The 23,768-nt window shown below is 71.7% G+C and carries 24 protein-coding genes and 1 tRNA gene; 15 read left to right on the plus strand and 10 right to left on the minus strand.

Going from position 1 to position 23,768, the window contains the following annotated elements:
• Positions 1-76: 76 nt before the first annotated feature.
• The 3 genes from SLINC_RS38530 to SLINC_RS38540 form a co-directional block, all read right to left on the minus strand.
• Positions 77-1,081 carry a Gfo/Idh/MocA family protein gene (locus SLINC_RS38530; protein ID WP_067443061.1) on the minus strand — a complete coding sequence of 335 codons (1,005 nt, stop codon included), beginning with the start codon at positions 1,079-1,081 and terminating at the stop codon, positions 77-79.
• Positions 1,082-1,145: 64 nt separating this feature from the next.
• Entirely contained in the window at positions 1,146-1,922 is a 777-nt protein-coding gene (locus tag SLINC_RS38535; protein ID WP_067443062.1) for an SDR family oxidoreductase, read from the minus strand.
• A 17-nt stretch (positions 1,923-1,939) separates the two neighbouring features.
• Complete coding sequence (locus SLINC_RS38540; RefSeq protein WP_067443063.1) at positions 1,940-3,106, minus strand: phytanoyl-CoA dioxygenase family protein; 1,167 nt, start codon at positions 3,104-3,106, stop codon at positions 1,940-1,942.
• 136 nt (positions 3,107-3,242) lie between these two features.
• Here SLINC_RS38540 and SLINC_RS38545 point away from each other — a divergent pair, with 136 nt between their 5' ends.
• Positions 3,243-4,268 (plus strand): LacI family DNA-binding transcriptional regulator, encoded by a 1,026-nt coding sequence (locus SLINC_RS38545; RefSeq protein WP_067443064.1) that lies wholly within the window; start codon positions 3,243-3,245, stop codon positions 4,266-4,268.
• A gap of 9 nt (positions 4,269-4,277) precedes the next feature.
• Here the strand turns inward: SLINC_RS38545 and SLINC_RS38550 are convergent, their stop codons facing one another.
• A complete protein-coding gene (locus tag SLINC_RS38550; RefSeq protein WP_067443065.1) occupies positions 4,278-5,438 on the minus strand; it encodes a Gfo/Idh/MocA family protein in 1,161 nt (386 codons plus the stop codon).
• A gap of 152 nt (positions 5,439-5,590) precedes the next feature.
• Here SLINC_RS38550 and SLINC_RS38555 point away from each other — a divergent pair, with 152 nt between their 5' ends.
• Together SLINC_RS38555 and SLINC_RS38560 are read left to right on the plus strand one after the other, a co-directional pair.
• Entirely contained in the window at positions 5,591-6,595 is a 1,005-nt protein-coding gene (locus SLINC_RS38555) for a LacI family DNA-binding transcriptional regulator (protein ID WP_067443066.1), read from the plus strand.
• Between the two features lie 45 nt (positions 6,596-6,640).
• Positions 6,641-7,153, plus strand: a complete 513-nt coding sequence (locus SLINC_RS38560) for a hypothetical protein (protein WP_067446169.1) — start codon at positions 6,641-6,643, stop codon at positions 7,151-7,153.
• Between the two features lie 16 nt (positions 7,154-7,169).
• Here the strand turns inward: SLINC_RS38560 and SLINC_RS38565 are convergent, their stop codons facing one another.
• Together SLINC_RS38565 and SLINC_RS38570 are read right to left on the minus strand one after the other, a co-directional pair.
• Positions 7,170-8,651: an MFS transporter gene (locus SLINC_RS38565; protein ID WP_067443067.1), complete on the minus strand. Its 1,482-nt coding sequence runs from the start codon at positions 8,649-8,651 to the stop codon at positions 7,170-7,172.
• Between the two features lie 89 nt (positions 8,652-8,740).
• Positions 8,741-9,778, minus strand: coding sequence for a zinc-dependent alcohol dehydrogenase (locus SLINC_RS38570; RefSeq protein WP_067443068.1), 1,038 nt, complete (start codon positions 9,776-9,778; stop codon positions 8,741-8,743).
• Positions 9,779-9,970: 192 nt separating this feature from the next.
• Between SLINC_RS38570 and SLINC_RS38575 the strand changes: the two genes are divergently transcribed.
• From SLINC_RS38575 to SLINC_RS38595, 5 genes are read left to right on the plus strand one after another with little or no spacing between them, the layout of a single operon-like run.
• Positions 9,971-10,621, plus strand: coding sequence for a GntR family transcriptional regulator (locus tag SLINC_RS38575; RefSeq protein ID WP_067443069.1), 651 nt, complete (start codon positions 9,971-9,973; stop codon positions 10,619-10,621).
• Between the two features lie 51 nt (positions 10,622-10,672).
• On the plus strand, positions 10,673-11,422 hold the full coding sequence (locus tag SLINC_RS38580; RefSeq protein ID WP_067443070.1) for a PIG-L deacetylase family protein: 750 nt from the start codon (positions 10,673-10,675) through the stop codon (positions 11,420-11,422).
• Positions 11,419-12,150, plus strand: coding sequence for a 4-carboxy-4-hydroxy-2-oxoadipate aldolase/oxaloacetate decarboxylase (locus tag SLINC_RS38585; RefSeq protein WP_067443071.1), 732 nt, complete (start codon positions 11,419-11,421; stop codon positions 12,148-12,150). Before SLINC_RS38580 ends, SLINC_RS38585 begins: the two co-directional genes overlap by 4 nt.
• The gene (locus tag SLINC_RS38590; protein WP_067443072.1) at positions 12,147-13,232 is read left to right on the plus strand and encodes a 4-oxalomesaconate tautomerase; all 1,086 of its coding nucleotides are present in this window, start codon (positions 12,147-12,149) and stop codon (positions 13,230-13,232) included. The genes SLINC_RS38585 and SLINC_RS38590 overlap by 4 nt, the downstream gene beginning before the upstream one ends.
• On the plus strand, positions 13,229-14,179 hold the full coding sequence (locus SLINC_RS38595) for a catechol 2,3-dioxygenase (protein ID WP_067443073.1): 951 nt from the start codon (positions 13,229-13,231) through the stop codon (positions 14,177-14,179). Before SLINC_RS38590 ends, SLINC_RS38595 begins: the two co-directional genes overlap by 4 nt.
• A gap of 462 nt (positions 14,180-14,641) precedes the next feature.
• Here SLINC_RS38595 and SLINC_RS38600 read toward each other — a convergent pair whose 3' ends face one another.
• Positions 14,642-15,214 carry a TetR/AcrR family transcriptional regulator gene (locus SLINC_RS38600; RefSeq protein WP_067443074.1) on the minus strand — a complete coding sequence of 191 codons (573 nt, stop codon included), beginning with the start codon at positions 15,212-15,214 and terminating at the stop codon, positions 14,642-14,644.
• 284 nt (positions 15,215-15,498) lie between these two features.
• Here SLINC_RS38600 and SLINC_RS38605 point away from each other — a divergent pair, with 284 nt between their 5' ends.
• The gene (locus tag SLINC_RS38605; protein ID WP_067443075.1) at positions 15,499-16,944 is read left to right on the plus strand and encodes an MFS transporter; all 1,446 of its coding nucleotides are present in this window, start codon (positions 15,499-15,501) and stop codon (positions 16,942-16,944) included.
• A gap of 59 nt (positions 16,945-17,003) precedes the next feature.
• Positions 17,004-17,077: transfer RNA gene (locus tag SLINC_RS38610), tRNA-Pro, on the plus strand.
• Between the two features lie 416 nt (positions 17,078-17,493).
• Here the strand turns inward: SLINC_RS38610 and SLINC_RS38615 are convergent.
• Together SLINC_RS38615 and SLINC_RS38620 are read right to left on the minus strand one after the other, a co-directional pair.
• Positions 17,494-18,339: an SMP-30/gluconolactonase/LRE family protein gene (locus SLINC_RS38615; RefSeq protein WP_067443076.1), complete on the minus strand. Its 846-nt coding sequence runs from the start codon at positions 18,337-18,339 to the stop codon at positions 17,494-17,496.
• A 93-nt stretch (positions 18,340-18,432) separates the two neighbouring features.
• Complete coding sequence (locus SLINC_RS38620) at positions 18,433-18,681, minus strand: aldo/keto reductase (RefSeq protein WP_375141535.1); 249 nt, start codon at positions 18,679-18,681, stop codon at positions 18,433-18,435.
• Between SLINC_RS38620 and SLINC_RS50530 the strand changes: the two genes are divergently transcribed.
• Entirely contained in the window at positions 18,581-18,829 is a 249-nt protein-coding gene (locus tag SLINC_RS50530) for a hypothetical protein (RefSeq protein ID WP_375141539.1), read from the plus strand. The two genes, SLINC_RS38620 and SLINC_RS50530, sit on opposite strands and share 101 nt — an antisense overlap.
• A 20-nt stretch (positions 18,830-18,849) precedes the next feature.
• Here SLINC_RS50530 and SLINC_RS38625 read toward each other — a convergent pair whose 3' ends face one another.
• Positions 18,850-19,497: a TetR/AcrR family transcriptional regulator gene (locus SLINC_RS38625; protein WP_067443077.1), complete on the minus strand. Its 648-nt coding sequence runs from the start codon at positions 19,495-19,497 to the stop codon at positions 18,850-18,852.
• Positions 19,498-19,607: 110 nt separating this feature from the next.
• Here SLINC_RS38625 and SLINC_RS38630 point away from each other — a divergent pair, with 110 nt between their 5' ends.
• The 4 genes from SLINC_RS38630 to SLINC_RS38645 all read left to right on the plus strand — a co-directional run bounded on the left by SLINC_RS38630 (position 19,608) and on the right by SLINC_RS38645 (position 23,761).
• Positions 19,608-21,044, plus strand: coding sequence for an MFS transporter (locus tag SLINC_RS38630; RefSeq protein WP_067443078.1), 1,437 nt, complete (start codon positions 19,608-19,610; stop codon positions 21,042-21,044).
• A 164-nt stretch (positions 21,045-21,208) separates the two neighbouring features.
• Positions 21,209-21,559: an NADH-quinone oxidoreductase subunit A gene (locus SLINC_RS38635; RefSeq protein ID WP_225988440.1), complete on the plus strand. Its 351-nt coding sequence runs from the start codon at positions 21,209-21,211 to the stop codon at positions 21,557-21,559.
• Complete coding sequence (locus tag SLINC_RS38640; RefSeq protein ID WP_067443079.1) at positions 21,550-22,824, plus strand: hypothetical protein; 1,275 nt, start codon at positions 21,550-21,552, stop codon at positions 22,822-22,824. The genes SLINC_RS38635 and SLINC_RS38640 overlap by 10 nt, the downstream gene beginning before the upstream one ends.
• Entirely contained in the window at positions 22,817-23,761 is a 945-nt protein-coding gene (locus tag SLINC_RS38645; protein ID WP_067443080.1) for an NADH-quinone oxidoreductase subunit H, read from the plus strand. The genes SLINC_RS38640 and SLINC_RS38645 overlap by 8 nt, the downstream gene beginning before the upstream one ends.
• Positions 23,762-23,768 lie beyond the last annotated feature (7 nt).

The following is a 23,768-nucleotide window of genomic DNA, read 5'->3' on the forward strand; positions in this document are numbered from 1 at the left end:
GGCGTGGATGCGTCTCATGGTCGTATGGAGAGATCACACGGCCGTAAACGGAATCCAGGAGCGTGGCGTTCACCCGTCAGGCGGTGCGGACCTCGGCGATCGTCACCGGCCGGTGCTCGTGCAGCGACAGGGTGCACGCGTCGGCGATCCAGCCGGCCTCCAGGGCGTCCTCGATCGTGCAGGGGGAGGGCCGGGTGCCCGCCACGACCTCGGTGAACGCGGTGAGCTCGGCACGGTAGGCCGCGGTGAAGCGGTCCATGAAGAAGTCGTGCGGGGTGCCCGCCGGGAAGGTCACCCCGGGCTCGACCGAGCGCAGCGGCAGCTTGTCCTCCAGGCCCACGGCGATGGAGTCCGTGAAGCCGTGGATCTCCATGCGGACGTCGTAACCCCGGGCGTTGTGGCGGGAGTTGGAGACCACCGCGATCGTGCCGTCGTCCAGGGTGAGGATCGCGCCGGTGGTGTCGGCGTCGCCCGCCTCCTTGATGTAGTCGGCGCCCCGGTTGCCGCCGACGGCGTACACCTCGGTCACCTCGCGGCCGGTCACCCAGCGGATGATGTCGAAGTCGTGCACGGAACAGTCCCGGAAGATGCCCCCGGAGGCGGCGATGTACGCGGCCGGCGGCGGCGCCGGGTCCAGCGTGGTCGACCGTACGGTGTGCAGCTTGCCCAGCTCACCGCTCTGCACGGCGGCCCGTGCGTTGACGAACCCGGTGTCGAAGCGGCGGTTGTAGCCGATCTGGATCGGCACGTCGCTGCCCCGGACGGCCTTGAGGACCTCGACGCCCTCGCTCATGGTCTTCGCGACGGGCTTCTCGCAGAAGACGGGGATGCCCGCCTCCACCCCGGCCAGGATCAGCCCGGGGTGGGCGTCCGTCGCGGCCGCGACCACGATGCCGTCCACGCCGGCGGCCAGCAGGGCCTGGGGAGAGTCCACGACCTCGCCGCCGAACCGCTCCGCGGCCGACTTGGCGGCGTCCGTGAACGGGTCGGTCAGGACGAGCGACTCGACCGCGTCGAGTCCGGAGAGGGTCTCGGCGTGGAAGGCGCCGATGCGGCCGAGGCCGAGGATTCCGATACGCATGGGGGTGCAGCTCCTTGGAGGTGTTTCTTACGAGCGGAGTACTGGCGGGGAGGGGAGGGGGGGGTCAGTCGAGTCCGCCGAGGACGTTCTGGTCCCAGTCGATCACCGAACCGGTCACCACGCCCGACCGGTCCGACAGCAGGAGGACGACGAAGTCGGCGATCTCGTCCGGCTGGCCCAGCTTGCCCATCGGCAGCTTCGCGGCGGCCTGCTCCAGCCAGTCGTCGCCGGCACCGTGGAACGCCCTCTGCGTGGCGTCCTCGCCCTCGGTCGCCGTCCAGCCGATGTTCAGGCCGTTGATCCGGATCCGGTCCCAGCGGTGCGCGTGCGCCGCGTTGCGGGTCAGGCCGATCAGCCCGGCCTTGGCGGAGACGTACGGCGCCAGGAAGGGCTGCCCGCCGTGCGCCGAGGAGGTGATGATGTTGACGATCGTGCCGGGCGCCTTGCGCGCGACCATGTCCGCGACGGCGGCCTGCATGGCGAAGAACGGCGCCTTCAGGTTGATCGCGATGTGCTGGTCGAACAGTTCGGGCGTGGTGTCGAGGAGCGTGCCCCGCGAGGTGAGCCCCGCCGAGTTCACCAGGCAGTCGATCCGGCCGTACGCCTCGACGACCCGGGTGACGGACGCCTTGGCCTGCTCGGCGTCCGCCAGGTCGGCCCGGACGAAGAGTGCCTTGCCCCCGGCCGCCTCCAGCTCCGCGACCAGCGCTTCACCGGGCTCCGGGCGCCGGCCGGTGACGGCGACGGCCGCCCCCTGGCGGGCCGCGGCCCGCGCGATGGCGGCACCCACCCCCTGGCTGCCACCGTTGACGAGGACGCTCTTGTCGTCGAGAAGTCCCATGGGTTCTGTCGGCCCTTTCAGCTCTCGCGCCGTACGGCGCCTGCTCGCAGCTCGTCCCGCAGCGTCCGCGGGGTCCATCCCTCACGCAGTGCCCGGCGTACGACGTCCGCCTGCGCGGGCGGGGCCATGCCGTCGACCGGCGGATCGCTGTCGAGGTTGGTGGGGAACGGATAGCCCTCGGCGCTCGCGGCGATCACCTGCTCCAGCCACGCCTCGCCCACCCCCTCGGACCGGCGCCTGCGCAGCACCGGGTAGACCGCGTTGGCCACCGCCTCCCGGTCCACCGTCTCCATGGCCCGCCCGAAGGCCGAGGACACCTGGAGCAGGTTGGCCATGCGCCGCACGTCCAGCGTGCGGTTGGTGCCGGCCGCGTGGAACACGGCCGGGTTGAAGAAGACGGCGTCGCCCTTCGCCATCGGCAGCTGGACGTGGCGAGCCTTGAAGTACGCCTGGAACTCCGGCAGCCGCCAGGCCAGATAGCCGGGCTCGTAGGTCTGCGAGTACGGCAGGTACATGGTCGGGCCGGACTCCACGGGCATCTCGCCGTGCGCGACCGCGCCCTGGAGGGTGAGCACAGGGGAGAGGCGGTGCACGTGCGAGGGGTAGCCGGCCGCCACCTCGTTGGAGAGGAACCCCAGGTGGTAGTCGCGGTGGGCGGTCTGCGCCGCGCCGCCCGCGTTGACCACGTTGACCTGCGAGGTCACCTGGTAACCGGGGCCCAGCCAGGCGGCCGAGGCCAGCGCCAGGATGTCGTTGGCGTAGTAGTCGGCGAACGCCTCCGGGTCGTACAGGGCGGCCTTCTCCAGCGCGTTCCACACCCGGTCGTTGGCGCCCGGCTTGGCGAAGTGGTCGCCGGAGTCCGCGCCCGAGGCACGCTGCTCGGCGATCAGGGCGTCGAACACGCCGGTGAGGCGGTCGACCACCGCGGGATCCGGGAAGGCCCGCCGGAAGACGACGACGCCGGGGCCGTCGCTGAAGGCCCGGATCAGCTCGGCCCGCACCTCGCGGTCCGCGCCGGCCGTGCGCAGCCGCTCGCTGTCGTAGACGAGGACGTTGTCCTCCACTGACGCGGCGTGCGGGAAGTCGGCGATGTCCGTCGTGCGCTCGACCAGCGAGCGGAAGACATCGAGATCACAGTCCTGCTCGGTCAGCCAGGCATGGTGCTGAGCGGCGGTGACGGACATCGTCGTCCTTCTTTCGGGTCACGGGAAGCGACACGCGGCCGGCCGCCGGGGAGCGACGCGGCTCTGTCATTCTTGTCAGTACAAACCCCTCGAACAACCAGCAGTCGGCCATCAAAAACCCCTCAAGGAGCCTTACGTGGGTCACCCCTACCCGATCCGGGAGATCGCACGTCAGGCAGGCCTGAGCGAGGCGACCGTCGACCGGGTCCTCAACGTCCGGGGCGGTGTGCGGGAGAGCACCGCCCGGGAGGTCCGGCAGGCCATCGCCGACCTGGACCGGCAGCGCACCCAGGTCCGGCTGGTCGGCCGTACCTTCATGATCGACATCGTGATGCAGGCGCCGGAGCGCTTCACCACCGCCGTGCGGGCCGCCCTGGAGGCCGAACTGCCAGCCCTGCACCCCGCCGTCGTGCGCTCCCGTTTCCACTTCCGCGAGACCGGCCCGCAGGAGGAGCTGATCCGGACGCTGGACCGGATCGCCCGGCGCGGCTCGCAGGGGGTCGTCCTCAAGGCCCCGGACGTCCCCGAGGTCTCGGCCGCCGTCGGCCGCCTCGCGGAGGCCGGCATCCCCGTCGTCACCCTGGTCACCGACCTGCCCTCCACCGCGCGTCTCGGCTACGTCGGCATCGACAACCGGGCGGCGGGCGCCACGGCCGCCTACCTCATGGGCCAGTGGCTGGGCGATCGCCCCGGCAATGTGCTCACCAGCCTCAGCAGCGGCTTCTTCCGCAACGAGGAGGAGCGCGAGATGGGCTTCCGCAGCGCCATGCGCGCCCGCCATCCCGACCGCACGCTGGTCGAGATCGCCGAGGGCCAGGGTCTGGACGCCACTCAGTACGACCTCGTCCGGGCCGCGCTGGAACGCGACCCGGACATCCGCGCCGTCTACTCGATCGGCGGCGGCAACATCGCCACCCTGCGGGCCTTCGAGGACCAGGGCCGGGAGTGCGCGGTGTTCGTCGCGCACGACCTCGACGGCGACAACACCCGGCTGCTGCGCGAGCAGCGGCTGTCCGCCGTGCTCCACCACGACCTGCGTCAGGACCTGCGCGAGGCCTGCCACCTCGTGATGCGCGCCCACGGCGCGCTGCCGCCCGCGGGCCCCACCCTGCCGTCGCCGATCCAGGTGGTCACGCCGTACAACATGCCCGCCCCACCGTGACGCCGGCCGCTACACGGCCGTGACGTCGACCCAGGTCCCGCTCTCCGCCGACCGCGCCATCGCGTCCAGTACGACGGCACTGTGCACGGCGTCCGCCAGGGTCGCCCCGTGCGGGGTGCCCTCGGCGATCGACCGCAGGAAGCGGTGGGCCTCCACGACCTTCAGATCGTCGTAGCCCATGGCGTTCGCCGCACCCGGCTGGAACGCCCCGAACTCGCCGTCGCCCGGACCGACGTAGACCGTGCTGACCGGCTGGTCCTGGTAGCGGTCGCCGCGGCTGACGCCCAGCTCGTTCATCCGGCGGAAGTCCCAGAAGACCGCGCCCTTGGTGCCGTGCACCTCGAATCCGTAGTTGTTCTGCTCGCCGACCGAGACCCGGCAGGCCTCCAGGACACCCCGGGCACCGGAGGCGAAGCGGAGCAGGCAGTTGACGTAGTCCTCGTTCTCGACCGGGCCGAGCTCACCGCCCGCGGCGCGGCTGTGACCGGCCGTGGCACCGGTCGGGCGGGCCCGCTCCGGTACGAAGACCGCGGTGTCGGCGGTCAGGGAGGCGAGGTCGCCGAGCAGATACCGGGCCAGGTCGGCGCCGTGCGAGGCCAGGTCACCGAGGACTCCGCTGCCGCCGCGCTCCCGTTCGTACCGCCAGGTCAGCGCGCCCTCGGGGTGGGCCGCGTAGTCGCTGAACAGACGGATGCGGGCGTGGGTGATCCTGCCGAGCTCGCCGGAGGTGATCAGCCCGCGGGCCGTCTCGACGGCGGGCGCGTTGCGGTAGTTGAAGCCGACGGTGCCCTGCACGCCCGCCTCGGCGACCGCGTCGGCGACCGCCCGGGCGTCCGCCACGGTCAGGCCCACCGGCTTCTCGATCCAGATGTGCTTGCCCGCCTCGGCCATCGCCACGCCGATCTCGCGGTGCAGGAAGTTCGGGGCGGTGATGCTGACCGCCCGCACCCGGGGATCGGCGGCCACCGCGCGCCAGTCACGGGCCGCCGAGGCGAAGCCGTACTGCGCCGCGGCCTCCTCGGCCCGGCCCGGCACCTCCTCGGCGACGGCCACCAGTTCGGGACGCAGCCCCAGCCGGGGGTAGTGGTGCAGGACACGGGCGTACGCCTGGGTGTGCACCCGGCCCATCCAGCCGAACCCGACGACGGCGACCCCGAGCGTATCCACCATGACAGCCCTTCTGCTGTGCCTTCTGCTGTGCTTTCTTCCGCTTTGCAAACCTTTTGGACCGGTCCACAACCTGTCCATGCCACCCTGAGTGCTGGTTTCGGCTGGTGTCAACCCTTTGACAGGGGCACTGCGGACATGGAACGGTCCAGAGCATGAGACAACCGACGATCCGGGACGTGGCCGAGCGGGCCGGTGTCTCCAAGTCGCTCGTCTCGCTGGTCCTGCGGGGTTCCGAACAGGTCCGGTCGGAGAAGCGCGAGGCCGTGCTGCGGGCCGTACGGGAGCTCGGCTACCGGCCGAACGCCGCCGCCCGCAGCCTGAGCGAACAGCGCACCCGGACGGTCGGTGTGCTCCTGAACGACCTGCGCAACCCGTGGTTCGTGGACCTGCTCGACGGCCTCAACTCGCCGCTCCACGACCACGGTCTGCACATGCTCCTGGGCGACGCCCGCCTCAACCGCCGCACCGGCCAGGACCTCGCCCGGCCCTTCCTGGACGTCCAGGTCGACGGCCTGGTCGTGGTCGGCACCCTGCCCGACCCGGCCGCGCTCGGCGAGGTCGCCGCACGGATCCCCGTCGTGGTCGCCGGTGCCCGCGAGACCGTGCCACCCGGCGTGGACGTCGTCGCGGGCGACGACGAGAAGGGGGCCCGGCTGGTCACCGAACACCTCATCGGCCTCGGCCACCGCCGCGTCGCGCACCTCGCGGGCTACGGCGCCGTCGGCGAGCTGCGCCGCCGCAGCTTCGAGGCGGTCATGCGCGCCCACGGCCTCGGCGAGCGGATGCCCATCGAGGCCGGCGACCTGACCGAGGAGGGCGGCTTCCGCGCGGCCGTCCGGCTGCTGAGCCGCCCAGACAGGCCGACCGCCGTCGTCGCGGTCAACGACATCACGGCCGTCGGCGTGCTCTCTGCCGCCGAGGAACTCGGCCTGCGCGTCCCGCACGACCTGTCCGTCACCGGCTACGACAACACGAGCATTTCCCGCCTGCGCCACCTGTGGCTCACCACCGTCGACAACGCCGGCCACGAGGTCGGCCGCCGCGCCGCCCGCTGCCTCCTCGACCGCCTCGACGGGCCCGGGGGAGCGGGGCGGCTCCACCTGGCCGCCCCCACCCTGGAACTGCGCGGGACCACGGCCCCGCCGCCCACGGACTGATCGCGCGACTGGCGGCCCGCCCGCGCCCGGGTGATCGTGGAGGGCATGGCGGACATCCCCGTTGCCGTCCCCGCGCCGCACCGGCACGACACGCGTGAGGCCGTCCTGTTCGGCGGCGTCTACGGCGCGGTCCTCGCGTGCTCCATGGTCGCCGCGCTCACCCAGCAGGGCCACACCTCCCAGGACAGCCGCCGCTACGACGCCGCCTGGCTGCTGGTCACCGCCCTCGCCTCCGCCCTGGCGCACGGCTACGCCCACTACATCGCCGAACGCGGGCCGCACCGGCGCGGAGACGCCCTGCGCACCCTCGTCGACGAGTGGCCCCTCGTCGCGGCGGTCCTGCCCACGGTCGTCGTGCTGGCCGGCGCGGGCTGGGGCTGGTGGCCGGCGAACGGCGTGGAGTACCCGGCGTTCACGATGAACATCGTCCTGCTGTTCACCCTGGGCCTGGTGACGGCCCGCCAGTCGCGGCGTTCCTGGGCGGTCGCGCTGCTGATCGGCGTGGTGGATGCCCTCCTCGGGGTGGTGGTCGTCGTGGCGAACGCCGTCATCAAGTGATCCGGGCGGGACCGTGTCACGCCTTGGCCGCGGCGACCTCCGCGGCCCGCGCCGGTCCGTCCGCGGCCGGTGCGGCGCCGGCGGGGCGGTGCCTGGGGATGAAGGCGGCGACGGCCAAGGCGAGGAGGGCGGCACCGGCGCCGATGGCCATCACGACCTTGAACCCGTTCTCGGAGGGCAGGGCGTGGCCGCCGAAGTCCGTGGTCATCTGGGCCAGGATGACGCCGGCGAGGGCACTGGCGAACGACGTGCCCAGGGACCGCATCAGCGTGTTGAGGCTGTTGGCGGCACCGGTCTGGGAGGGGTCCACGGCGCCCATGATCAGGGCGGGCAGCGCGCCGTAGGTGAAGCCGATCCCGGCGCCGATGACACAGGAGACCAGGACGAGGTGCCAGACCTCGGACATCAGCAGGATGTTGAGCCCGTAGCCGGCGGCCACGATCAGCGCGCCGATCATCAGGGTGACCTTGGGGCCCTTGGCCTTGGTGACCTTCGCGGAGACGGCGGACATGGCCATCATCACCAGGCCCTGCGGGGCCAGCACCAGACCGACGGTCAGCATGGACCTGCCCAGGCCGTAGCCGGTCTGCCCGGGCAGCTGGAGCAGTTGCGGCAGCACGAGGGACATCGCGAACATCGAGAAGCCGAGCGCGACCGAGGCGAGGTTGGTGAACAGCACCTGCGGCTTCGCGGTGGTGCGCAGGTCGACCAGCGGCTGCCGGCTGCGCAGCTCCCACCGGCCCCAGCCCAGCAGGATCAGCACGGCGGCGGCGCCCAGGCCCAGGGTGGTGCCACTGGTCCAGCCCCAGTCGCCGCCCTTGGACACGGCCAGCAGCAGGGTGACCAGACCGGCCGACAGGCCCAGCGCGCCGACCCCGTCGAAGCGGCCCCCGGTGCGCACCTTCGACTCCGGCACGATCAGCAGGACCAGCAGGAGGGCGACGGCACCCAGCGCGGCGGAGACCCAGAAGAGGAGGTGCCAGTCCCACCGGTCGGCGATGAACGCGGCGGCGGGCAGCCCCAGGGCGCCGCCGACGCCGAGTGAGGCGCTCATCAGGGCGGTGGACCCTGCCAGCCGGTCGGCGGGCAGGGCGTCCCGCATGATGCTGATGCCGAGCGGGACGACCGCGGCCGCGAGCCCCTGGAGCGTCCGCCCGACGATCATCGGGACGAGGGAGTCGGACAGCGCGGCGACCACCGAACCGGACACCAGCAGCGCGATGCTGACCAGCAGCATCCGCCGCTTGCCGAACATGTCCCCGAGCCTGCCCACCACCGGGGTGGCCACGGCGGCCGCGAGCAGGGTGGCGGTGACCGCCCAGGCGGCGTTGGACGCCGAGGCGTCCAGCAGCCGCGGCAGCTCGGGCACGATCGGGATGACCAGGGTCTGCATCAGCGAGACGACGATCCCGGCCAGGGCCAGCACCGCCACCACGGAGTTCGGCCTCGGCGGGGTCGCTGCCCCCGCGTCGGCGGATCGGGCAAGGGCGTCGGACATGGGGGGAACCTCCGTCAAGGAATGGGGCCGTTGTCGACCTCGGGGACTGCTGGGGGATTTCGCGCGGTGCCGGGTGGCGGGCCCCGGTGTCACTCGTCGAAGGTGACGACGACCTTCTCCGCCGCACCCGGCGTCAGGGCCAACTCGAAGGCCCGGTCGACCTCGGAGAACGGCACCCGGTGGCTGATCAGCCGGGCGAACCGGTCCTTGTGCGCGGCGAGTTCCGGGGTGACCTCGAAGATCTCGGTCGGATAGCCCTGCGAGGCGATCAGGGTGAGCTCGCTGCGCAGCATGCCCCCGAGGTCGATGGCGTCCGACTTCTTCTGTACGGCGACCATGACCAGCTTCGCCTTCCACTTCGCGGAGTCGACGGCGGCCTGGAAGACGGCGGGCGCGCCGGCGGCGTCGATGTAGATGTCGGTGCCGGCGCGGGGCTGGCCGAGCGCGTTGGCGGCCTGTCCGTGCAGTTCGGTCAGCCGCTCGGTGACGTCCTCCGTGGCGGAGTTGATCACCGCGTCGGCGCCGACCGACAGTGCGGTCTCCAGGCGTTCGGGGATGACGTCCGCCACCACCACGTGCTCGACGCCGCGCAGCTTCAGCCAGATCGCGGCGCCCAGGCCGATGGGTCCGGCGCCGAAGACGACGACCTTGTCGGAGGGCTTCGCCTCGGAGCGGTTGACGCAGTGCCGGGCCACCGCCATGGGTTCGTTGAGCGCCGCCACGTCGAAGGGCACGTCGTCCGGGAAGACCGCGACGTTTCTGCCGATCTCGGCGTCCTGGATGAGCAGGTACTCGTCCATGCCGCCGAGATCGCCGCCGCAGCCGATGATGCCGGAGGGAGCGCCCTGCGGGTTGACGACCACGCGGTCGCCCACCGCCAGACCGGTGACCCGCGCCCCCACCTCGACGACCTCGCCCGCGGGTTCGTGGCCCAGCGGAATGGCGCGGGTGGACCCGTCGGCGCCGGTCGGCATGCCGCCCAGGTGGAGGAAGAACGTGTCGGTGCCGCAGATGCCGCAGGCGCGGATGCGGACGAGGGCGTCCTGGGGGCCGGGGGTGGGGCGTTCGACCTCCACCACGTCGATCTTGTTCTCGGCGCCGGTCAGGACGGACTTCATGGTGCGCATGAGGGCTCTCTTCCGTGGATGCGGATGATCCGGGCGGTGTTGATTGACTTAGGCAAGCATGTGCAGGTTACTTAAGTCAAGCAAGTTGTATCTCACCCGCCGTAGCCACCCGCCAATACGGCTGACGAAATTGTTGACAATCGTGTCTGGCTAGATTTAGGTTCGACAGGCACTCACTCAGGGAGAGCAGCGATGCCGAAAGAAGCCCGTCCGGGCACCGGAGAGAAGGCCAAACAGCATGCGCTCGCGCAGCTGAGGCGGGCGATCCTGCAAGGCGACATGGCACCGGCACAGCGGCTGGTGGAGAACGAACTCGCCGAGCAGTTCGGTGTGACACGGGCCAGCATCCGCGCGGCACTCATCGATCTGGAGGCCCAGGGCCTCGTCGAGCGGATCCGCAACCGGGGCTCACGGGTGCGGGTGGTGACCGTGCAGGAGGCGGTCGCCATCACCGAGTGCCGGATGGTCCTCGAAGGTCTGTGCGCGGCGAAGGCCGCCGTCGCCGCCAGCGACGGGCAACTCGCCGAACTGACCGACCTGGGCACGGCTATGACCAAGGCCGTGGCCGACGGTGAGCCGCTGACCTACTCCGACCTCAACCACGAACTGCACACCAGGATCCGGGAGTTCTCCGGCCAGCGGACCGCACTGGAACTGCTGGAGCGGCTCAACGCCCAACTGGTGCGCCACCGGTTCCAGTTGGCGCTGAGGCCGGGGCGTCCGCAGCAGTCCCTGAACGAGCACCTGGCGATGATCGAGGCGATCAGGACCAGGGACCCGCAGGCGGCCGAGTCGGCCGTCCGCGCCCACCTCACCAGCGTGATCGAGGCACTGAGCGACTGATCGCACGCGTCGGGGCGGGCGCCCACCTGTCAGCAAGGAGACTGATTCAGCATGCCCCAGTCGATACCGCCCGCCGGTCCACGTTCGACACTTGTCATCACCGCGCACGCCGGGGACTTCGTGTGGCGCGCGGGCGGGGCCATCGCCCTGGCCGCCTCCCGCGGGGAGAACGTCACCATCGCCTGTCTGACCTTCGGCGAACGCGGTGAGTCCGCCAAGGCCTGGCGCGAGGGCAGGACGCTGGACGAGATCAAGGCGATCCGCCGGGACGAGGCGGAACGCGCCGCCGACACCCTGGGCGCGGAGATCCGCTTCTTCGACGCTGGCGACTACCCGCTGCTCGTCACCCCCGAACTCACGGACACACTCGTCGAGGTCTACCGCGCCACGCAGCCCGACGTCGTGCTCACCCATCCCGCCGAGGACCCCTACAACGGCGACCACCCGGCCGCGCACCGCATGGCCCTGGAGGCCAGGGTGCTCGCCCAGGCCATCGGCTACCCGGGGGAGGGGGAGATCATCGGCGCCCCGCCGGTCTTCTACTTCGAGCCGCACCAGCCGGAGATGAGCGGCTTCAGGCCCGAGGTCCTCCTCGACATCACCGAGGTCTGGGAGACCAAGCGCAAGGCCATGGAGTGCCTGGGCGCCCAGCAGCACCTGTGGGACTACTACACCGACCTCGCCGTCCGCCGTGGCGTCCAGCTCAAGCGCAACGCGGGCCCCAACCTCGGCCTGGCGCACAAGACCATGGCCGAGGCGTACATGCGCCCCTACCCGCAGATCGCGAAGGAGCTGGCATGAGCGGGGTCATCGTCACCAACCCGCCCAAGGCCGAGCCGAAGGACGTCGACGCCCTGGCCGGGTACGGCGTCGCCACCGTGAGCGAGGCGATGGGCCGCACGGGTCTGCTGGGCCCCCGGATCCGTCCCGTCCAGCAGGGCGTACGGGTCGCCGGTACCGCCGTCACCGTGCTGAGCTGGCCCGGCGACAACCTCATGATCCACGCGGCCGTCGAGCAGTGCGGCGAGGGCGACATCCTGGTCGTCACCACCACCTCGCCGTGCACGGACGGCCTGTTCGGCGAGCTGTTCGCGACCGCTCTGAAGCGGCGCGGGGTGCGGGGCGTCGTCCTCAACACCGGCATCCGGGACACCCAGGAGCTGCGGGAGATGGGCTTCGCCGCCTGGTCCCGGGCGGTCTCCTCGCAGGGCACCGTCAAGGCCACCGGCGGCTCGGTCAACGTGCCGATCGCCATCGACGGGCAGGTGATCCGCCCCGGCGACGCGATCCTCGCCGACGACGACGGCGTCGTGATCGTCCCGCGCGAACGCGTCCGCGACACGGTGCGGAGGTCCGAGGCCCGCGAGGCGAAGGAGGCCGCCACCCGCGCCGCCTTCCTCGACGGCCAACTCGGCCTGGACCGGTACGGGTTGCGCGAGAAGCTCAAGGACCTCGGTGTCGAGTACCGGACATACGAGGAACACCGGGAACGCGAGGAGCACACGGCCCACGAGGGGCAGGGGTCGTGACCGACGGGGTGCCCTGTCTGCTGATGCGGGGCGGGACCTCCAAGGGCGCCTACTTCCTGGCCGACGACCTCCCCGCCGAACCCGCCGCGCGCGACGACCTGTTGCTGCGGATCATGGGCAGCCCGGACGAACGGCAGATCGACGGCCTGGGCGGCGCCCACCCGCTCACCAGCAAGGTGGCCGTCGTCTCGCCGTCCGCCGACCCGGAGGCCGACGTCGACTACCTCTTCCTCCAAGTCGCCGTCGACAGACCCGAGGTGAGCGACCGTCAGAACTGCGGGAACATCCTCGCCGGCGTCGGCCCGTTCGCCGTCGAGCGGGGCCTGGTCCCGGCGGGGGAGGAGGAGACCTCCGTCCGTATCCGCATGGTCAACACCGGTGACCACGCGAGGGCGACCTTCCCGACCCCCGGCGGCCGGGTGGCCCGCACCGGGGACGCGGAGATCGCGGGAGTGCCGGGCACGGCCGCACCCGTCGTGATCGAGTTCCCGCCCGGCGCCGGGCCGTTGCTCCCCACCGGCAGGGTCCGGGACGAGATCGACGGCATCCAGGTGACCTGCGTCGACAACGGCATGCCGACCGTCCTCGTCGAGGCCGCCTCCCTCAAGGCCGCCGGTTACGAACCGCCCGAGGACCTGGAGGCGGACGGTGCCCTCGCGGCACGGCTGCGCGCGATCCGGCTGGAGGCCGGCCGGCTGATGGGCCTCGGCGACGTCTCGGACACCACCGTTCCCAAGCTCACGCTCCTCGCCCCGCCCCGCGACGGCGGCGCGATCACCACCCGCACCTTCATCCCCGTGCGCTGCCACACCTCCATCGGCGTGCTGGGCGCCGCCGGTGTGGCCGCCGGGCTGCGGATCGAGGGCGCCGTGGGCGCGGACCTCGCGGTGCTCGACGCGGGCAGCGACCGGGTGCGCATAGAACACCCCACCGGATTCCTGGACATCGACAGCAGCCTCACCACCGGCCCCGACGGCCGGCCGGCACCCGGCCGCACCGCCGTGATCCGCACGGCCCGCACGATCTTCGACGGCACCGTCTTCCCCCGGGCCGCCGCCCGACCCCGAGGAGGTCACCGATGACTCCACCGCTCGGCGACATCGCCCACATCGGCCACGCCCAGCTGTTCACCCCGGACCTGGACGCCAGCGTCGCCTTCTTCACCGACTACCTCGGCCTCACCGTCAACGGCCAGGACGGCGACACCGTCCACCTGCGGACCTTCGACGACTACGAGCACCACAGCCTGGTCCTCACCGCCCGCGACCAGCCCGGCCTCGGCCGGCTCGCCCTGCGCACCTCCAGCGAGGAGGCCCTGCACCGCCGTATCACCGCCGTCGAACAGGCGGGAGGCGGCGGCAGGTGGGTCGAGGACGAGCCGGGCCTCGGCAAGCTGTACGTCACCACCGACCCGGACGGCCACGAGCACGCCCTCTACTGGGAGAGCGAGCACTACCGGGCCCCCGAGGAGCTCAGGCCGGCGCTGAAGAACCAGCCGCAGGCCAAGCCCAACCGGGGCGTGGGCGTACGGCGGTTGGACCACATCAACTTCCTCGCCGCCGACGTGGCCGCCAACGCCGAGTTCCAGCAGAACGTCCTGGGAGCCCGGCCGACCGAGCAGATCCAGCTGGACAGCGGGAAGATCGCGGCGCGCTGGCTGACGTACACGAACAAGTCGTACGACGTCGTCTACACCTCCGACCGGACCGGCAGCGCGGGGCGGCTGCACCACATCGCCTTCGCGACCGACACCCGCGAGGACGTCCTGCGCGCGGCCGATCTCGCCATCGACACCGGGGTGTTCATCGAGACGGGCCCGCACAAGCACGCCATCCAGCAGACGTTCTTCCTGTACGTCTACGAGCCGGGTGGCAACCGCGTCGAGCTGTGCAACCCTCTCACCCGACTGGTGCTGGCGCCCGACTGGCCGCTGATCACCTGGACCGAGGAGGAGCGGAAGAAGGGCCAGGCCTGGGGCCTGAAGACGATCGAGTCGTTCCACACGCACGGGACACCGCCGGTCGCCTGAGCGGGCGCACCACGCACGAGAGGTAACCGGCGACGTCCTCCTGTCTCTCCCCGACCGCTCGCGGCAGCAGGCCGGCCTTCCTGGTCGTCGGTCTGTGCCGGCTCGCCGTTGAACGTGATGGCGGTCTGCTCCGCCGTCGTCGGATACAGGCGCTGACAGACCGCCCGGCCGACCGGGACCTTCTCGTCGACCGCGACGAAGCGCAGGAACCGCTTCCGCGACCTGCGCACCCCCTGGCGTCGGGCCAGTCCTCCCTGTCGTGGATCGCCCGGTCCGACCTGTGTCCGATCCGCGGATCGACCACGGCCCACGCGTAACCGGTGCCGTAGGTACCGAAGTCGATGGCCGCCACCACACGGTCGGTGCTCATCAGGCCTCCCGGACAGTCCGTTGGACTGCGAGGGGTCTGCCTGGGACGGAACGGTCGAACGCCTCGTTCCGCCGTACCGATGCGTCAGGCTGTCAGACGCGGACCCCGTCCAGCGCGATGCCCAGCACCCGGTCCCGCTGCGCGTCGTCGTCGAAGGTCGTCGCCGTGATCCCCGCGACCATCCGCAGCAGTTCGACGAAGTTCATGTCCGTCCGTGCCTCACCCGCCGCCTGGGCACGCTCGAACAGCGGGCCCCCCGCCGCGTACATCGAGTCCCGGCAGGCCGCGAAGATCTCCGACTCGTCGTTGAGGGCCTCGCGGACGGCCCGCTTGGTGACCATGTAGCCCGCGAACCGGTCGAGCCAGGCGGTCAGCGCGTCCCAGGGCTCCTGGTCGGCGACCTCCTGGGCGACCTGCACCAGGGCGTTCACCTCGTCCGCGTACACGCTCTCGAAGAGTTCGCGCCGGGAGGGGAAGTTCCGGTACAGCGTGCCGATGCCGACGCCCGCGCGGCGCGCGATGTCCTCCAGGGAGGCCTCCGCGCCGTGCTGGGCGAACGCCTCGCGGGCGGCCGCGAGCAGGGCGTCGTAGTTGCGGGCCGCGTCCTTCCGGTGGGGTCGCCGGGACGCCACGATCTCGGTGACGGGGAACGACCGGTCGGTCACGACTGCCTCCCGAGGGCGGACTCGGTTGAAACGGAGGGTTGCCTCCGCTAGAGTGGAGGCGTACCTCCACTTTATCAGTGCGAGGTGCGTTCGCCGTCGACGCGTGCGGCCGCGCGCATCGACGGTCCCCTTGCTTACGCGGGCCCTGCCCGACGGGCACCGCCCGCCCCGACTTCTCTCCGCGACCGTGTTCGAGCCCCGGCCGCGCTCCGCGTTCCCTGCGTTCCCTGCGTTCCCTGTGTCTTCAGTGATCTCTGTGATCTCTGTGTTCGGAGAGGCCTTTCATGCCCCGCAAGTCCACCACCCGTCTCACCTTCGCGGTCCTGGCGACCGGTGCCGGCGTGTTCGCCATGCTCCAGTCGCTGATCGCGCCGGCCCTGCCGACCGTCCAGCACGCGCTGCACACCTCGCAGTCGACCGCGACCTGGGTGATGACGGCGTACCTCCTGTCCGCCTCGATCTTCACCCCGATCCTCGGCCGCGTCGGCGACCTGATCGGCAAGAAGCGCACCCTGGTCGCCGTCCTCGTCACGGTGGCCGTCGGCTGTCTGCTCGCCGCGCTCGCGCCGTCCATCGGCGTCCTCATCGTCGCCCGGGTCGTCCAGGGTGTCGGCGGAGCCCTGTTCCCGCTCTCCTTCGGCATCATCCGGGACGAGTTCGCCGCCTCCGAGGTGAGCGGCAGCATCAGCAACCTGTCCGCCGTGATCGCGGCCGGCGGTGGCGTCGGCATCGTCGCCGCCGGGCCCATCGTCACCGCGCTCGACTTCCGCTGGCTGTTCTGGATTCCGGTCGCCGTCGTCCTCGTCGCCACGCTGATCGCCGTACGCTACGTGCCCGAGTCGCCCAACCGGGCGCAGGGGCAGGTCAGTTGGCTCGGCGCGGTCCTGCTGTCGGCCTGGCTGGTCGCGCTGCTGCTGCCGCTCAGCCAGGCGGGCGTGTGGGGCTGGGGATCGGCCCGGGTGCTCGGCCTGTTCGCCGCGGCCGTGGTGCTGTTCGCGCTGTGGCTGTACGCCGAGGCGCGCTCCCGCACCCCGTTGATCGACCTGCGGGTCATGCGGCTGCCCGCCGTGTGGACCACCAACACCGCCGCGTTCCTGTTCGGCGCCGGCATGTACGCGATCTGGTCCTTCCTGCCGGGCTTCGTCCAGACACCCTCGTCGGCCGGCTACGGCTTCGGCGCGAGCGTCACCGCCGCCGGGCTGCTCATGCTGCCGATGCTGGTCGCGATGTTCCTCTCCGGCGTGCTCAGCGGCCGTCTGGAGCCGCTCCTCGGTGCCAAGACCCTCCTGACGGCCGGTGCCGCGCTCGGCGCGCTGGCCTGCGGCTTCCTCGCGCTCTGGCACGACGAGCAGTGGCAGATCGCCCTCGTCGCGGGCCTGTTCGGCCTCGGTATCGGCCTCGCCTTCTCCTCCATGGCCAACCTGATCGTGGGCAGCGTCCCCGCCGACCAGACCGGCGCCGCCACCGGGATGAACGCCAACATCCGCACCATCGGCGGCTCCATCGGCGCGGCCGTCACCAGCGTCCTGGTCACCGGCCGGCTCCAGCCCTCGGGCCTGCCGTACGCCTCCGGCTACACCCACGGCTTCACCCTGCTCGCCGTCCTGTGCCTCGCCGCGGCCCTGGCCGCGCTGCTGGTCCCGGTCCGGCGCACCGGCGACCACGCTCGTGTGATGAGTGGGGCGGCCGGTGCGGAACAGCAGGCCGTGGCTCCCGGCGCGCGCGGCTGACACACGCGCATGCGGTAGGGTTGATCCGCGCGCTCACACGGGCGACCGTGCGAGCGCACCGGGACGTGGCGCAGCTTGGTAGCGCACTTGACTGGGGGTCAAGGGGTCGCAGGTTCAAATCCTGTCGTCCCGACAGTGCGAAGGGTCTTCGCGGGTAAGCACCTGCGGGGGCCCTTTTCGTATGGGTCGTTTCGGATCTTCGAGGTTGAGCATGCCCGTCTCTTCGAGGTTGAGCATGCCCGTCGCCGCACCCGCATGACCGGTGCGACTACGCGTGACCGAGGGGCGCGTCGCTTCCGCCGTCTATGAGGTTCGCCTGGGCTGTGCTGCCGTGGAAGTCATGGGAGCGCTGTGCGGTGCCGAGGCTGTTGACGTCGGTGCCGGTGTCGTAGCGGTCCTTGGTGGCCAGTACGACGCGGTCGGTGACGTCGCTGGGGCGGCGGGAGAACCAGCGGCCGATGATCTCTTCGCTGCTTTCACCGCCGTGGACGGTGGAGGTGTTGACCAGGTTGCCTTCCTTGTCGTTGTGCGACTCACGCCGTGGTGGGGTCAGTGGTGCCGGGGATGCGCGGCGCCGAGGTTGATGGTTCCGCGCTGGAGTTTCGCGTCGTGGGGTGCGGTGAATCCGGTGTCGGAGCGGTCGTTGAGGAAGGAGAAGTCGTCGATGTCGGGGAGCTTGTCGGCGACGGTCTGGAGGGGGCCGGGGGCCTTGTGGGCGGTGACCGGGATCCTCAGCAGGGTGCCTTGGTTGAAGTTGCTCACCCGTACGGTGTCCTGGTGGAAGCGGACGCCGTTCACGCCCAGCTTCAGGGATGCCCTGGGGTCGGGTGCGAGCTCCGGGCCGGTCAGCCAGGCCGTCGCCGCACCGCCGGAGACGGGAACGGCCCACACCGTGCCGTTCAGGCTGTCGGCGGCGTAGAGGGTACGGCCGGCCGGGTCGATGGCCAGGCCGTTGGGCAGGCCGTCGGCGGGCAGGGCGGCCAGGCGCTGGGGGCGGCCGTGCGGGGGCAGTTTCCATACGCCGGCCCGGGAGCCGTCGTCGGAGTCCACGTTGTAGTAGACGGTGCCGTCGCCGCCGTGGGTGTTGCCGGTGATCTGGTCGCCCTGGTGCCCGACGACAAGGGTGGTGCGCTGCCCGGAAGGTGCGATGCGCACGAGCTTCGGCGGCTTGTTCGCGGGGACGCCCAGCATGGACACGGCGAGGGAGCCGTCCGGGTTGACGGTGACGTTTTCGGGTGAGTCGCCGGAGGCGAAGTCGAACGCGGCCGCGGTCCTCACCTGGGTGATGACCGGCTGCGTGCGGTCTCCTCCGATGGCGGCGGACGGGGACGGGGTCGAGACGAGAGCGGCCGCGAGAGCGGGGATCGCCGCGGCGTGAGTGAAGCGCATGCGCATGGTGGTGCTTCCTGTGAAAGCGACTGATGGGAAACGGAGGGGGGCCACACGTTGTGGGGCCGGTCGGCGTCCCCGACCGGCCCCGGCGCGGCATCAGGTGTCGAACCGCACTCCGCCGAGCCACGTGACCTTCTCGGGGTCGTGGTGGTCGAAGATGTGGCTGCGGCCGGTGTCCAGGCCGGCGATGCGTGTCATCTCGTCGTCGGTGAGCCGGAAGTCGAACACGTCGAGGTTTTCTGCCATGCGTGCGGGCCGCACCGACTTCGGGATCACGACGATCTCGCGCTGGATGAGCCGGCGAAGGGCGATCTGGGCGACGGACCTGTCGTGGGCGCGGGCGATGCCCGGCGAGCACGGGGTCGTCGAAGAAGCCCTGTCCGCCTTCGGCGAGCGGGCCCCAGGACTCGTGCTGGACGCCGTACTCACGCATCAGCTTCTGGTCGCCCACCACGCCGCCGGCGCCGGATCGGACGCGCGTCGCCAGGGGTGAGCCCCCTCATGACCCGGTGACTACGTGTCCCGGGGGCCGTAGTGATGCAGGAACATGTCGACGCCGCCCGTGATCAGACGGTCCGTCAGGTCCTCGTCGATGTGTGTTCCGTAGGAGCCGAAGACCATGTGGGGGAAGACGAGCAGGCCGTAGAACTGGATGATCGCCACCTGTAGGTCCGGGACCCGCAGCCGGCCCTGGTCGACGAGGGCGCGCAGGGCGCCGGCGACCGCGGGGTGATGGCTCTCCGCTCCGCGGTGTCGCCAGGCCTCGCCGAGTTCGGGGAAGCGGTGGAGTTCGGCGGCGACGAGGTTGCGCAGGGCGGTGACCTCGTCGTTGGTGCGGACGGCGTGGACCCAGACGCGGGCCGCCTCCACGAGGGCGGCCCGCAGGTCCTCGGCCTCGGCCAGGCCCTCCAGCGCGGCCGCCGACTCGCCGGCGAGCGGCTCGTCGAGCGCGCTGGTGATGACCGCCGTGAACAGGGCTTCCTTGCTGCCGAAGTGGTTGTAGACAGTCACCTTCGACACGCCCGCCTCGGCGGCGATGGTGTCCATCCCCACGCCGAAACCCTCCCGCAGGAACAGCTCGCGGGCGGCCCGCACGATGGCCCGCCGCTTGAGTTCCGCGCGGGGGCCGCTCGGGGGGCGCTTGACGTTGTCCACGCTCATGACCTCGACCTTAGCATCTACCTGAACTGTACAGTTGAGTTCATGTGAACTGAACAGTATGGTTCAGATGAAGATTCAGGTGATGCCCCACAGGTGAAGGAGTCCTCGTCATGACCCACTCCGCGGCCGGTGCGCCGCACGCAGCCGAACACGACCGTCACCCGCCCACCGACCCCCGCCGTTGGGCGGCCCTCGCGCTGATCTGTCTCGCCCAGTTCATGCTGATCCTCGACGTCACCGTCGTGAACGTCGCGTTGCCCGACATGGCGGCCGACCTCGACCTCGGCCGGGAGGCACTGACCTGGGTGGTCACCGCCTACACCCTCTGCTTCGGCGGACTGATGCTGCTCGGCGGCCGACTCGCCGACGCCCTCGGCGCCCGCCGCACCATGCTCGCCGGGCTGGCGCTCTTCACCGCCGCCTCGCTGGTCACGGGACTCGCCGGGAACGGCACCACCCTGCTCGGCGGCCGGATCGGTCAGGGCGTCGGCGCGGCCCTGTTGTCCCCGGCGGCACTGTCCCTCGTCACGACGACCTTCCACGGCGCCGAACGCAACAAGGCGCTCGGCGTCTGGGCGGCGATCGGCGGCACCGGCTCCGCCGCCGGTGTGCTGCTCGGCGGTGTCCTGACCGACGGGCCCGGCTGGCAGTGGGTGTTCTACATCAACGTGCCGGTCGGACTGCTCCTGCTCGGCGCCCTGCCCGCCCTGGTGCCCGCCCGGCCTCCGCGGCCCGCACGGCTCGACGTCCCCGGCGCGCTGCTCGTCACCGCGGGCACCGCCGCCCTGATCTACGGACTGGTCGAGGCGGGCGACGTCGGCTGGGCGGACGCCTCGACCCTGCTGCCGCTGGCCGGCGCGGCGGTCGCCTACATGGTCTTCGCGGCGGTCGAACGGGCCACTTCGGCCCCGCTGATGGACCTGCGGATGTTCACCCGGCGGCCGGTGCTCGCGGGCGCGTTCCTGATGCTGGTCGCCACGGCCCTGCTGGTCGCGTTCTTCTTCCTCGGATCCGTCTATCTCCAGCACATCCGTGGATTCAGCCCGCTCAGGACCGGGTTGGTGTTCCTCCCCGTCGCGGTGGCCACGGGGATCGGCGCCCACCTCGCGTCCCGGCTCGTCGGCCGAATCGGCAGCCGTCCCACGGCGGTCGCCGGCCTGGCCGTCACGGCCGCCGGGACCGTCCCGCTGACCCGGCTCACGGAGAGCGGCAGCGTGTACGCCGGGCTCCTGCCGGGCGTCGTGGTCGCCTCCCTCGGTATCGGCGCGGTCTTCGTCACCGCCACGACGACCGCCCTGGCCATGGTGGAACACCGGGAGGCGGGGGTCGCCTCGGGAGTCGTCAACACCTTCCACGAGGTGGGTGGTTCGATCGGCGTCGCCGTCGCCTCGACCGTCGCGGCCTCCGGCTTCGAACGCGGCTCGGCGGACGGCTTCGCCGACGCCTTCACGGTGTGCGCGGTGGCGGCCGCGGCCGGAGCCGTCGTCGCTCTCGGTCTCGTACCGCGGGGCAAGCCGCAGTGGACCGGCGGCCCGCACGCCCACTGACACGCGCACTGACACGCGCACGAACCGGAACCGGCCGTCGGCGCGAGAACGACCGTGACCGCTCGCCGCACCCTCACGTGTTGCTCTTTTCCGGCGGAGACCACGTGTGATATACCCCCAGGGGGTAGCTGGTACGGGTCTGGTGTGCGGGGAGGTCGGACGGTATGGACGCGTGGCAGCCGATGCTGGTCCTGCTCGGCGTGGTCGGCGCGGGTCTGGCCGCGCTGTACGGGCTGGGGCTGTGGCTGGCGGTCGTACGCACTCCCCTGGAAGCGGGGCCCTTCGCCGGGGGTCTGAAGCCGGGGGAGCACGCCGTGTCCCGGTTCCATGTGCGCTGGTACCCCGTCACCATGATCTTTCTGGCCTTCGACATGGAGATGCTCTTCATGTACCCGTGGGTCAAGGTCGTCTCGGAGGTGGGCACCACGGCCGTCGTGGAGATGTTCCTCTTCCTCGGCATCCTCTTCGCCGCGGTGGCCTACGCCTGGCGCGAGGGAGCGCTGAGGTGGACCTGAGGGCCCTTCTGCGGCGTACGGCGATGAACCGCCCGGCGGTCCTGGCGCTCGCCCTGCCCGGGGCGACGGAACTCCGGCCGGCGGTGGAGGCGGAGCTCCGCCGGCGGCAGTGGCCGGTGGTGGATGCTCCGGCCGCCGCGGATCTGCTGGTCGTGTGCGGCGTCCCGGCGGCGGAGGGCGCGGACTGGCTGGACGACATCGAGCGGTCGATGCCTGCGCCTGCGGTGCGTGTCGTGGTGGGGGTGGGGGAGGGAGAGGCCCGGCAGATCGCACTCGCGCTCGACGCGGCGCGCCGGGAACTGATCGAGAGGGCGGTGGCTCCTCAACCGGCCGAGCATGCGGAGCACATGGAGCACATGGAGCACCAGGAGCACGTGGAGCCCATGGAGCATGTGCACCACATGGATCACCAAGGCCACGACCACGATAGTCACATGGACCACATGGACCACGGCACGCACGCCATGGGTGACATCGCCGGCCTGCCCATGGCCGAACGGGCCGACGACCGGGACGGGTTGCGGCTTGATCGGCTGCACGTGCCGTTCGGTCCCGGCCTGAGCGACTGGCCGGCGGGGCTCATCCTCCGGTTCGCTCTGCAAGGAGACGTCGTCCAGGGCGTCGAGGTGGACCACCTCCCCGTACCCGCCGTTCAGCGCCCGCCCTTCTGGGACGAACCGTGGCTGCGGGCCGCGCACGGCGAGGAGGTCACCAGGGGCGACGCGGCCCGCCGACGCTGTGCCGCGCATCTGGACAGCGCGGGACGGCTGCTCGCCGTCGCCGGCTGGGACGATGTCGCGGCGCGCTGCCGGCGGCTGCGGGACGAACTGCTGGCGGGAGCGACGCGTACGGAGGTCGTCGGCGAGCTGCGCAGGACGGTCCGCCGGGTCGGCCGGTCCCGGATCCTGCGCTGGTCGATCGCCGGGCTGGGGCGGTTGCCGGCGGACAGGGCACGGGCGGCAGGAGTGACCGGGCCGGCGCTGGCCGCGGACGGGGACGCGTACGACCGGCTGCTGATGTGGCTGCGGGAGATCGAGCGCGGCCTCGAAGACCTCGACGACGTACGGCCGTTGGCGCCCGACGACCGGAGCGGTCCGCGCGGTCGGCTCGACGGACCGCGGTCGCCCTCGCAGGCGCTGCTCGACGTCCTCCCCGCTCTGCTGACCGGCGCGGAGTTCGCCGGTGCGCGGATCATCGTGGCCAGCCTCGACCCCGACCTCGACGAACTCGCGCTCGCGCCCGCGACGGGATCGGCCCATGCCTGAGGCCGCGCCCCTGTGGGCGACCGTCGTTCTGCCCGTCGCCCTGGCGGTGGCGGCCCTGGTCGCGGCCGGGTTCGACGCCGTACTGTCCGGGGCGGCCGAGCGCGGCCCCGCCGGAAGCGTCCGCGAGACGGGGCGACGGGCGGCGGCTCCCTTGCGCGAGGCGCTTCGGCTGCTCGTCCAGCAGCCGCGCCGTACGACGGCCGCGGACCGGCTGCTCGGCAGGCTGGGGGTGGTGCTGATCCCGGTGGCCGCGGTGCTCGCCGGTGCCGTCCTGCCCTGGGGCTTCCGCGCCGTGAGCGATCCGTCCGTCGGCATCGTGTGGTTCAACGCGATGGAGGCGCTGGCCTGGGCCGCGGTGTGGCTGGCGGGCTGGGGGCCGAACTCGGCGCTGTCGCTGATCGGTGGGTACCGGTTCCTCGCGCAGGGGCTGGCGTACGAGCTTCCGCACATGTTCGCGCTCACCACCGCCGCTCTCGGCGCCGAGTCCCTGCGGGTCGGGGACGTCGTGGCGGCCCAGGACGGCGTGTGGTTCGTGGTGTGGATGCCGGTCGCGTTCGTCGTCTATCTGCTGAGCGCCCTCGCGATGGCCTTCTGGGGGCCGTTCGCCCATCCGCTCGCGCGGGACGCGGCCGGGGGCGCCGCCGTCGAACTGGCGGGCGTGGACCGGCTGGTGTTCCTCGGCGGACGGTGGCTGCTGCTGGTGGTGACCGCCGGCTTCAGCGTGCCGCTGTTCCTCGGCGGCGGGCACGGGCCGCTGCTGCCGGGCTGGGCGTGGACGGTGGTCAAGACCGCCGCCGTCCTGATGCTGCTGGTCGCCGCGCGCCGGGCCCTGCCCGTGGTGCGGATGGAGCGGTACATGGAGACGGCGTGGATGGTCCTGGTGCCGCTGACGCTGGTTCAGGCGCTGGTCGTGGCCGTCGTCGTCCTGAACCGATGAGGAGGTG

The organism is Streptomyces lincolnensis (assembly GCF_001685355.1).
GTDB classification, from domain to species: Bacteria; Actinomycetota; Actinomycetes; order Streptomycetales; family Streptomycetaceae; genus Streptomyces; species Streptomyces lincolnensis.

Bases quoted from the DNA above. Each gene is read 5' to 3' on its own strand.
- SLINC_RS38530 (WP_067443061.1), bottom strand. From the start codon at position 1,081: ATGCGTATCGGAATCCTCGGCCTCGGCCGCATCGGCGCCTTCCACGCC.
- SLINC_RS38535 (WP_067443062.1), bottom strand. From the start codon at position 1,922: ATGGGACTTCTCGACGACAAGAGCGTCCTCGTCAACGGTGGCAGCCAG.
- SLINC_RS38540 (WP_067443063.1), bottom strand. From the start codon at position 3,106: ATGTCCGTCACCGCCGCTCAGCACCATGCCTGGCTGACCGAGCAGGAC.
- SLINC_RS38550 (WP_067443065.1), bottom strand. From the start codon at position 5,438: ATGGTGGATACGCTCGGGGTCGCCGTCGTCGGGTTCGGCTGGATGGGC.
- SLINC_RS38555 (WP_067443066.1), top strand. From the start codon at position 5,591: ATGAGACAACCGACGATCCGGGACGTGGCCGAGCGGGCCGGTGTCTCC.
- SLINC_RS38560 (WP_067446169.1), top strand. From the start codon at position 6,641: ATGGCGGACATCCCCGTTGCCGTCCCCGCGCCGCACCGGCACGACACG.
- SLINC_RS38565 (WP_067443067.1), bottom strand. From the start codon at position 8,651: ATGTCCGACGCCCTTGCCCGATCCGCCGACGCGGGGGCAGCGACCCCG.
- SLINC_RS38570 (WP_067443068.1), bottom strand. From the start codon at position 9,778: ATGCGCACCATGAAGTCCGTCCTGACCGGCGCCGAGAACAAGATCGAC.
- SLINC_RS38575 (WP_067443069.1), top strand. From the start codon at position 9,971: ATGCCGAAAGAAGCCCGTCCGGGCACCGGAGAGAAGGCCAAACAGCAT.
- SLINC_RS38580 (WP_067443070.1), top strand. From the start codon at position 10,673: ATGCCCCAGTCGATACCGCCCGCCGGTCCACGTTCGACACTTGTCATC.
- SLINC_RS38585 (WP_067443071.1), top strand. From the start codon at position 11,419: ATGAGCGGGGTCATCGTCACCAACCCGCCCAAGGCCGAGCCGAAGGAC.
- SLINC_RS38595 (WP_067443073.1), top strand. From the start codon at position 13,229: ATGACTCCACCGCTCGGCGACATCGCCCACATCGGCCACGCCCAGCTG.
- SLINC_RS38605 (WP_067443075.1), top strand. From the start codon at position 15,499: ATGCCCCGCAAGTCCACCACCCGTCTCACCTTCGCGGTCCTGGCGACC.
- SLINC_RS38615 (WP_067443076.1), bottom strand. From the start codon at position 18,339: ATGCGCATGCGCTTCACTCACGCCGCGGCGATCCCCGCTCTCGCGGCC.
- SLINC_RS50530 (WP_375141539.1), top strand. From the start codon at position 18,581: ATGCGTGCGGGCCGCACCGACTTCGGGATCACGACGATCTCGCGCTGG.
- SLINC_RS38625 (WP_067443077.1), bottom strand. From the start codon at position 19,497: ATGAGCGTGGACAACGTCAAGCGCCCCCCGAGCGGCCCCCGCGCGGAA.
- SLINC_RS38630 (WP_067443078.1), top strand. From the start codon at position 19,608: ATGACCCACTCCGCGGCCGGTGCGCCGCACGCAGCCGAACACGACCGT.
- SLINC_RS38635 (WP_225988440.1), top strand. From the start codon at position 21,209: ATGGACGCGTGGCAGCCGATGCTGGTCCTGCTCGGCGTGGTCGGCGCG.
- SLINC_RS38645 (WP_067443080.1), top strand. From the start codon at position 22,817: ATGCCTGAGGCCGCGCCCCTGTGGGCGACCGTCGTTCTGCCCGTCGCC.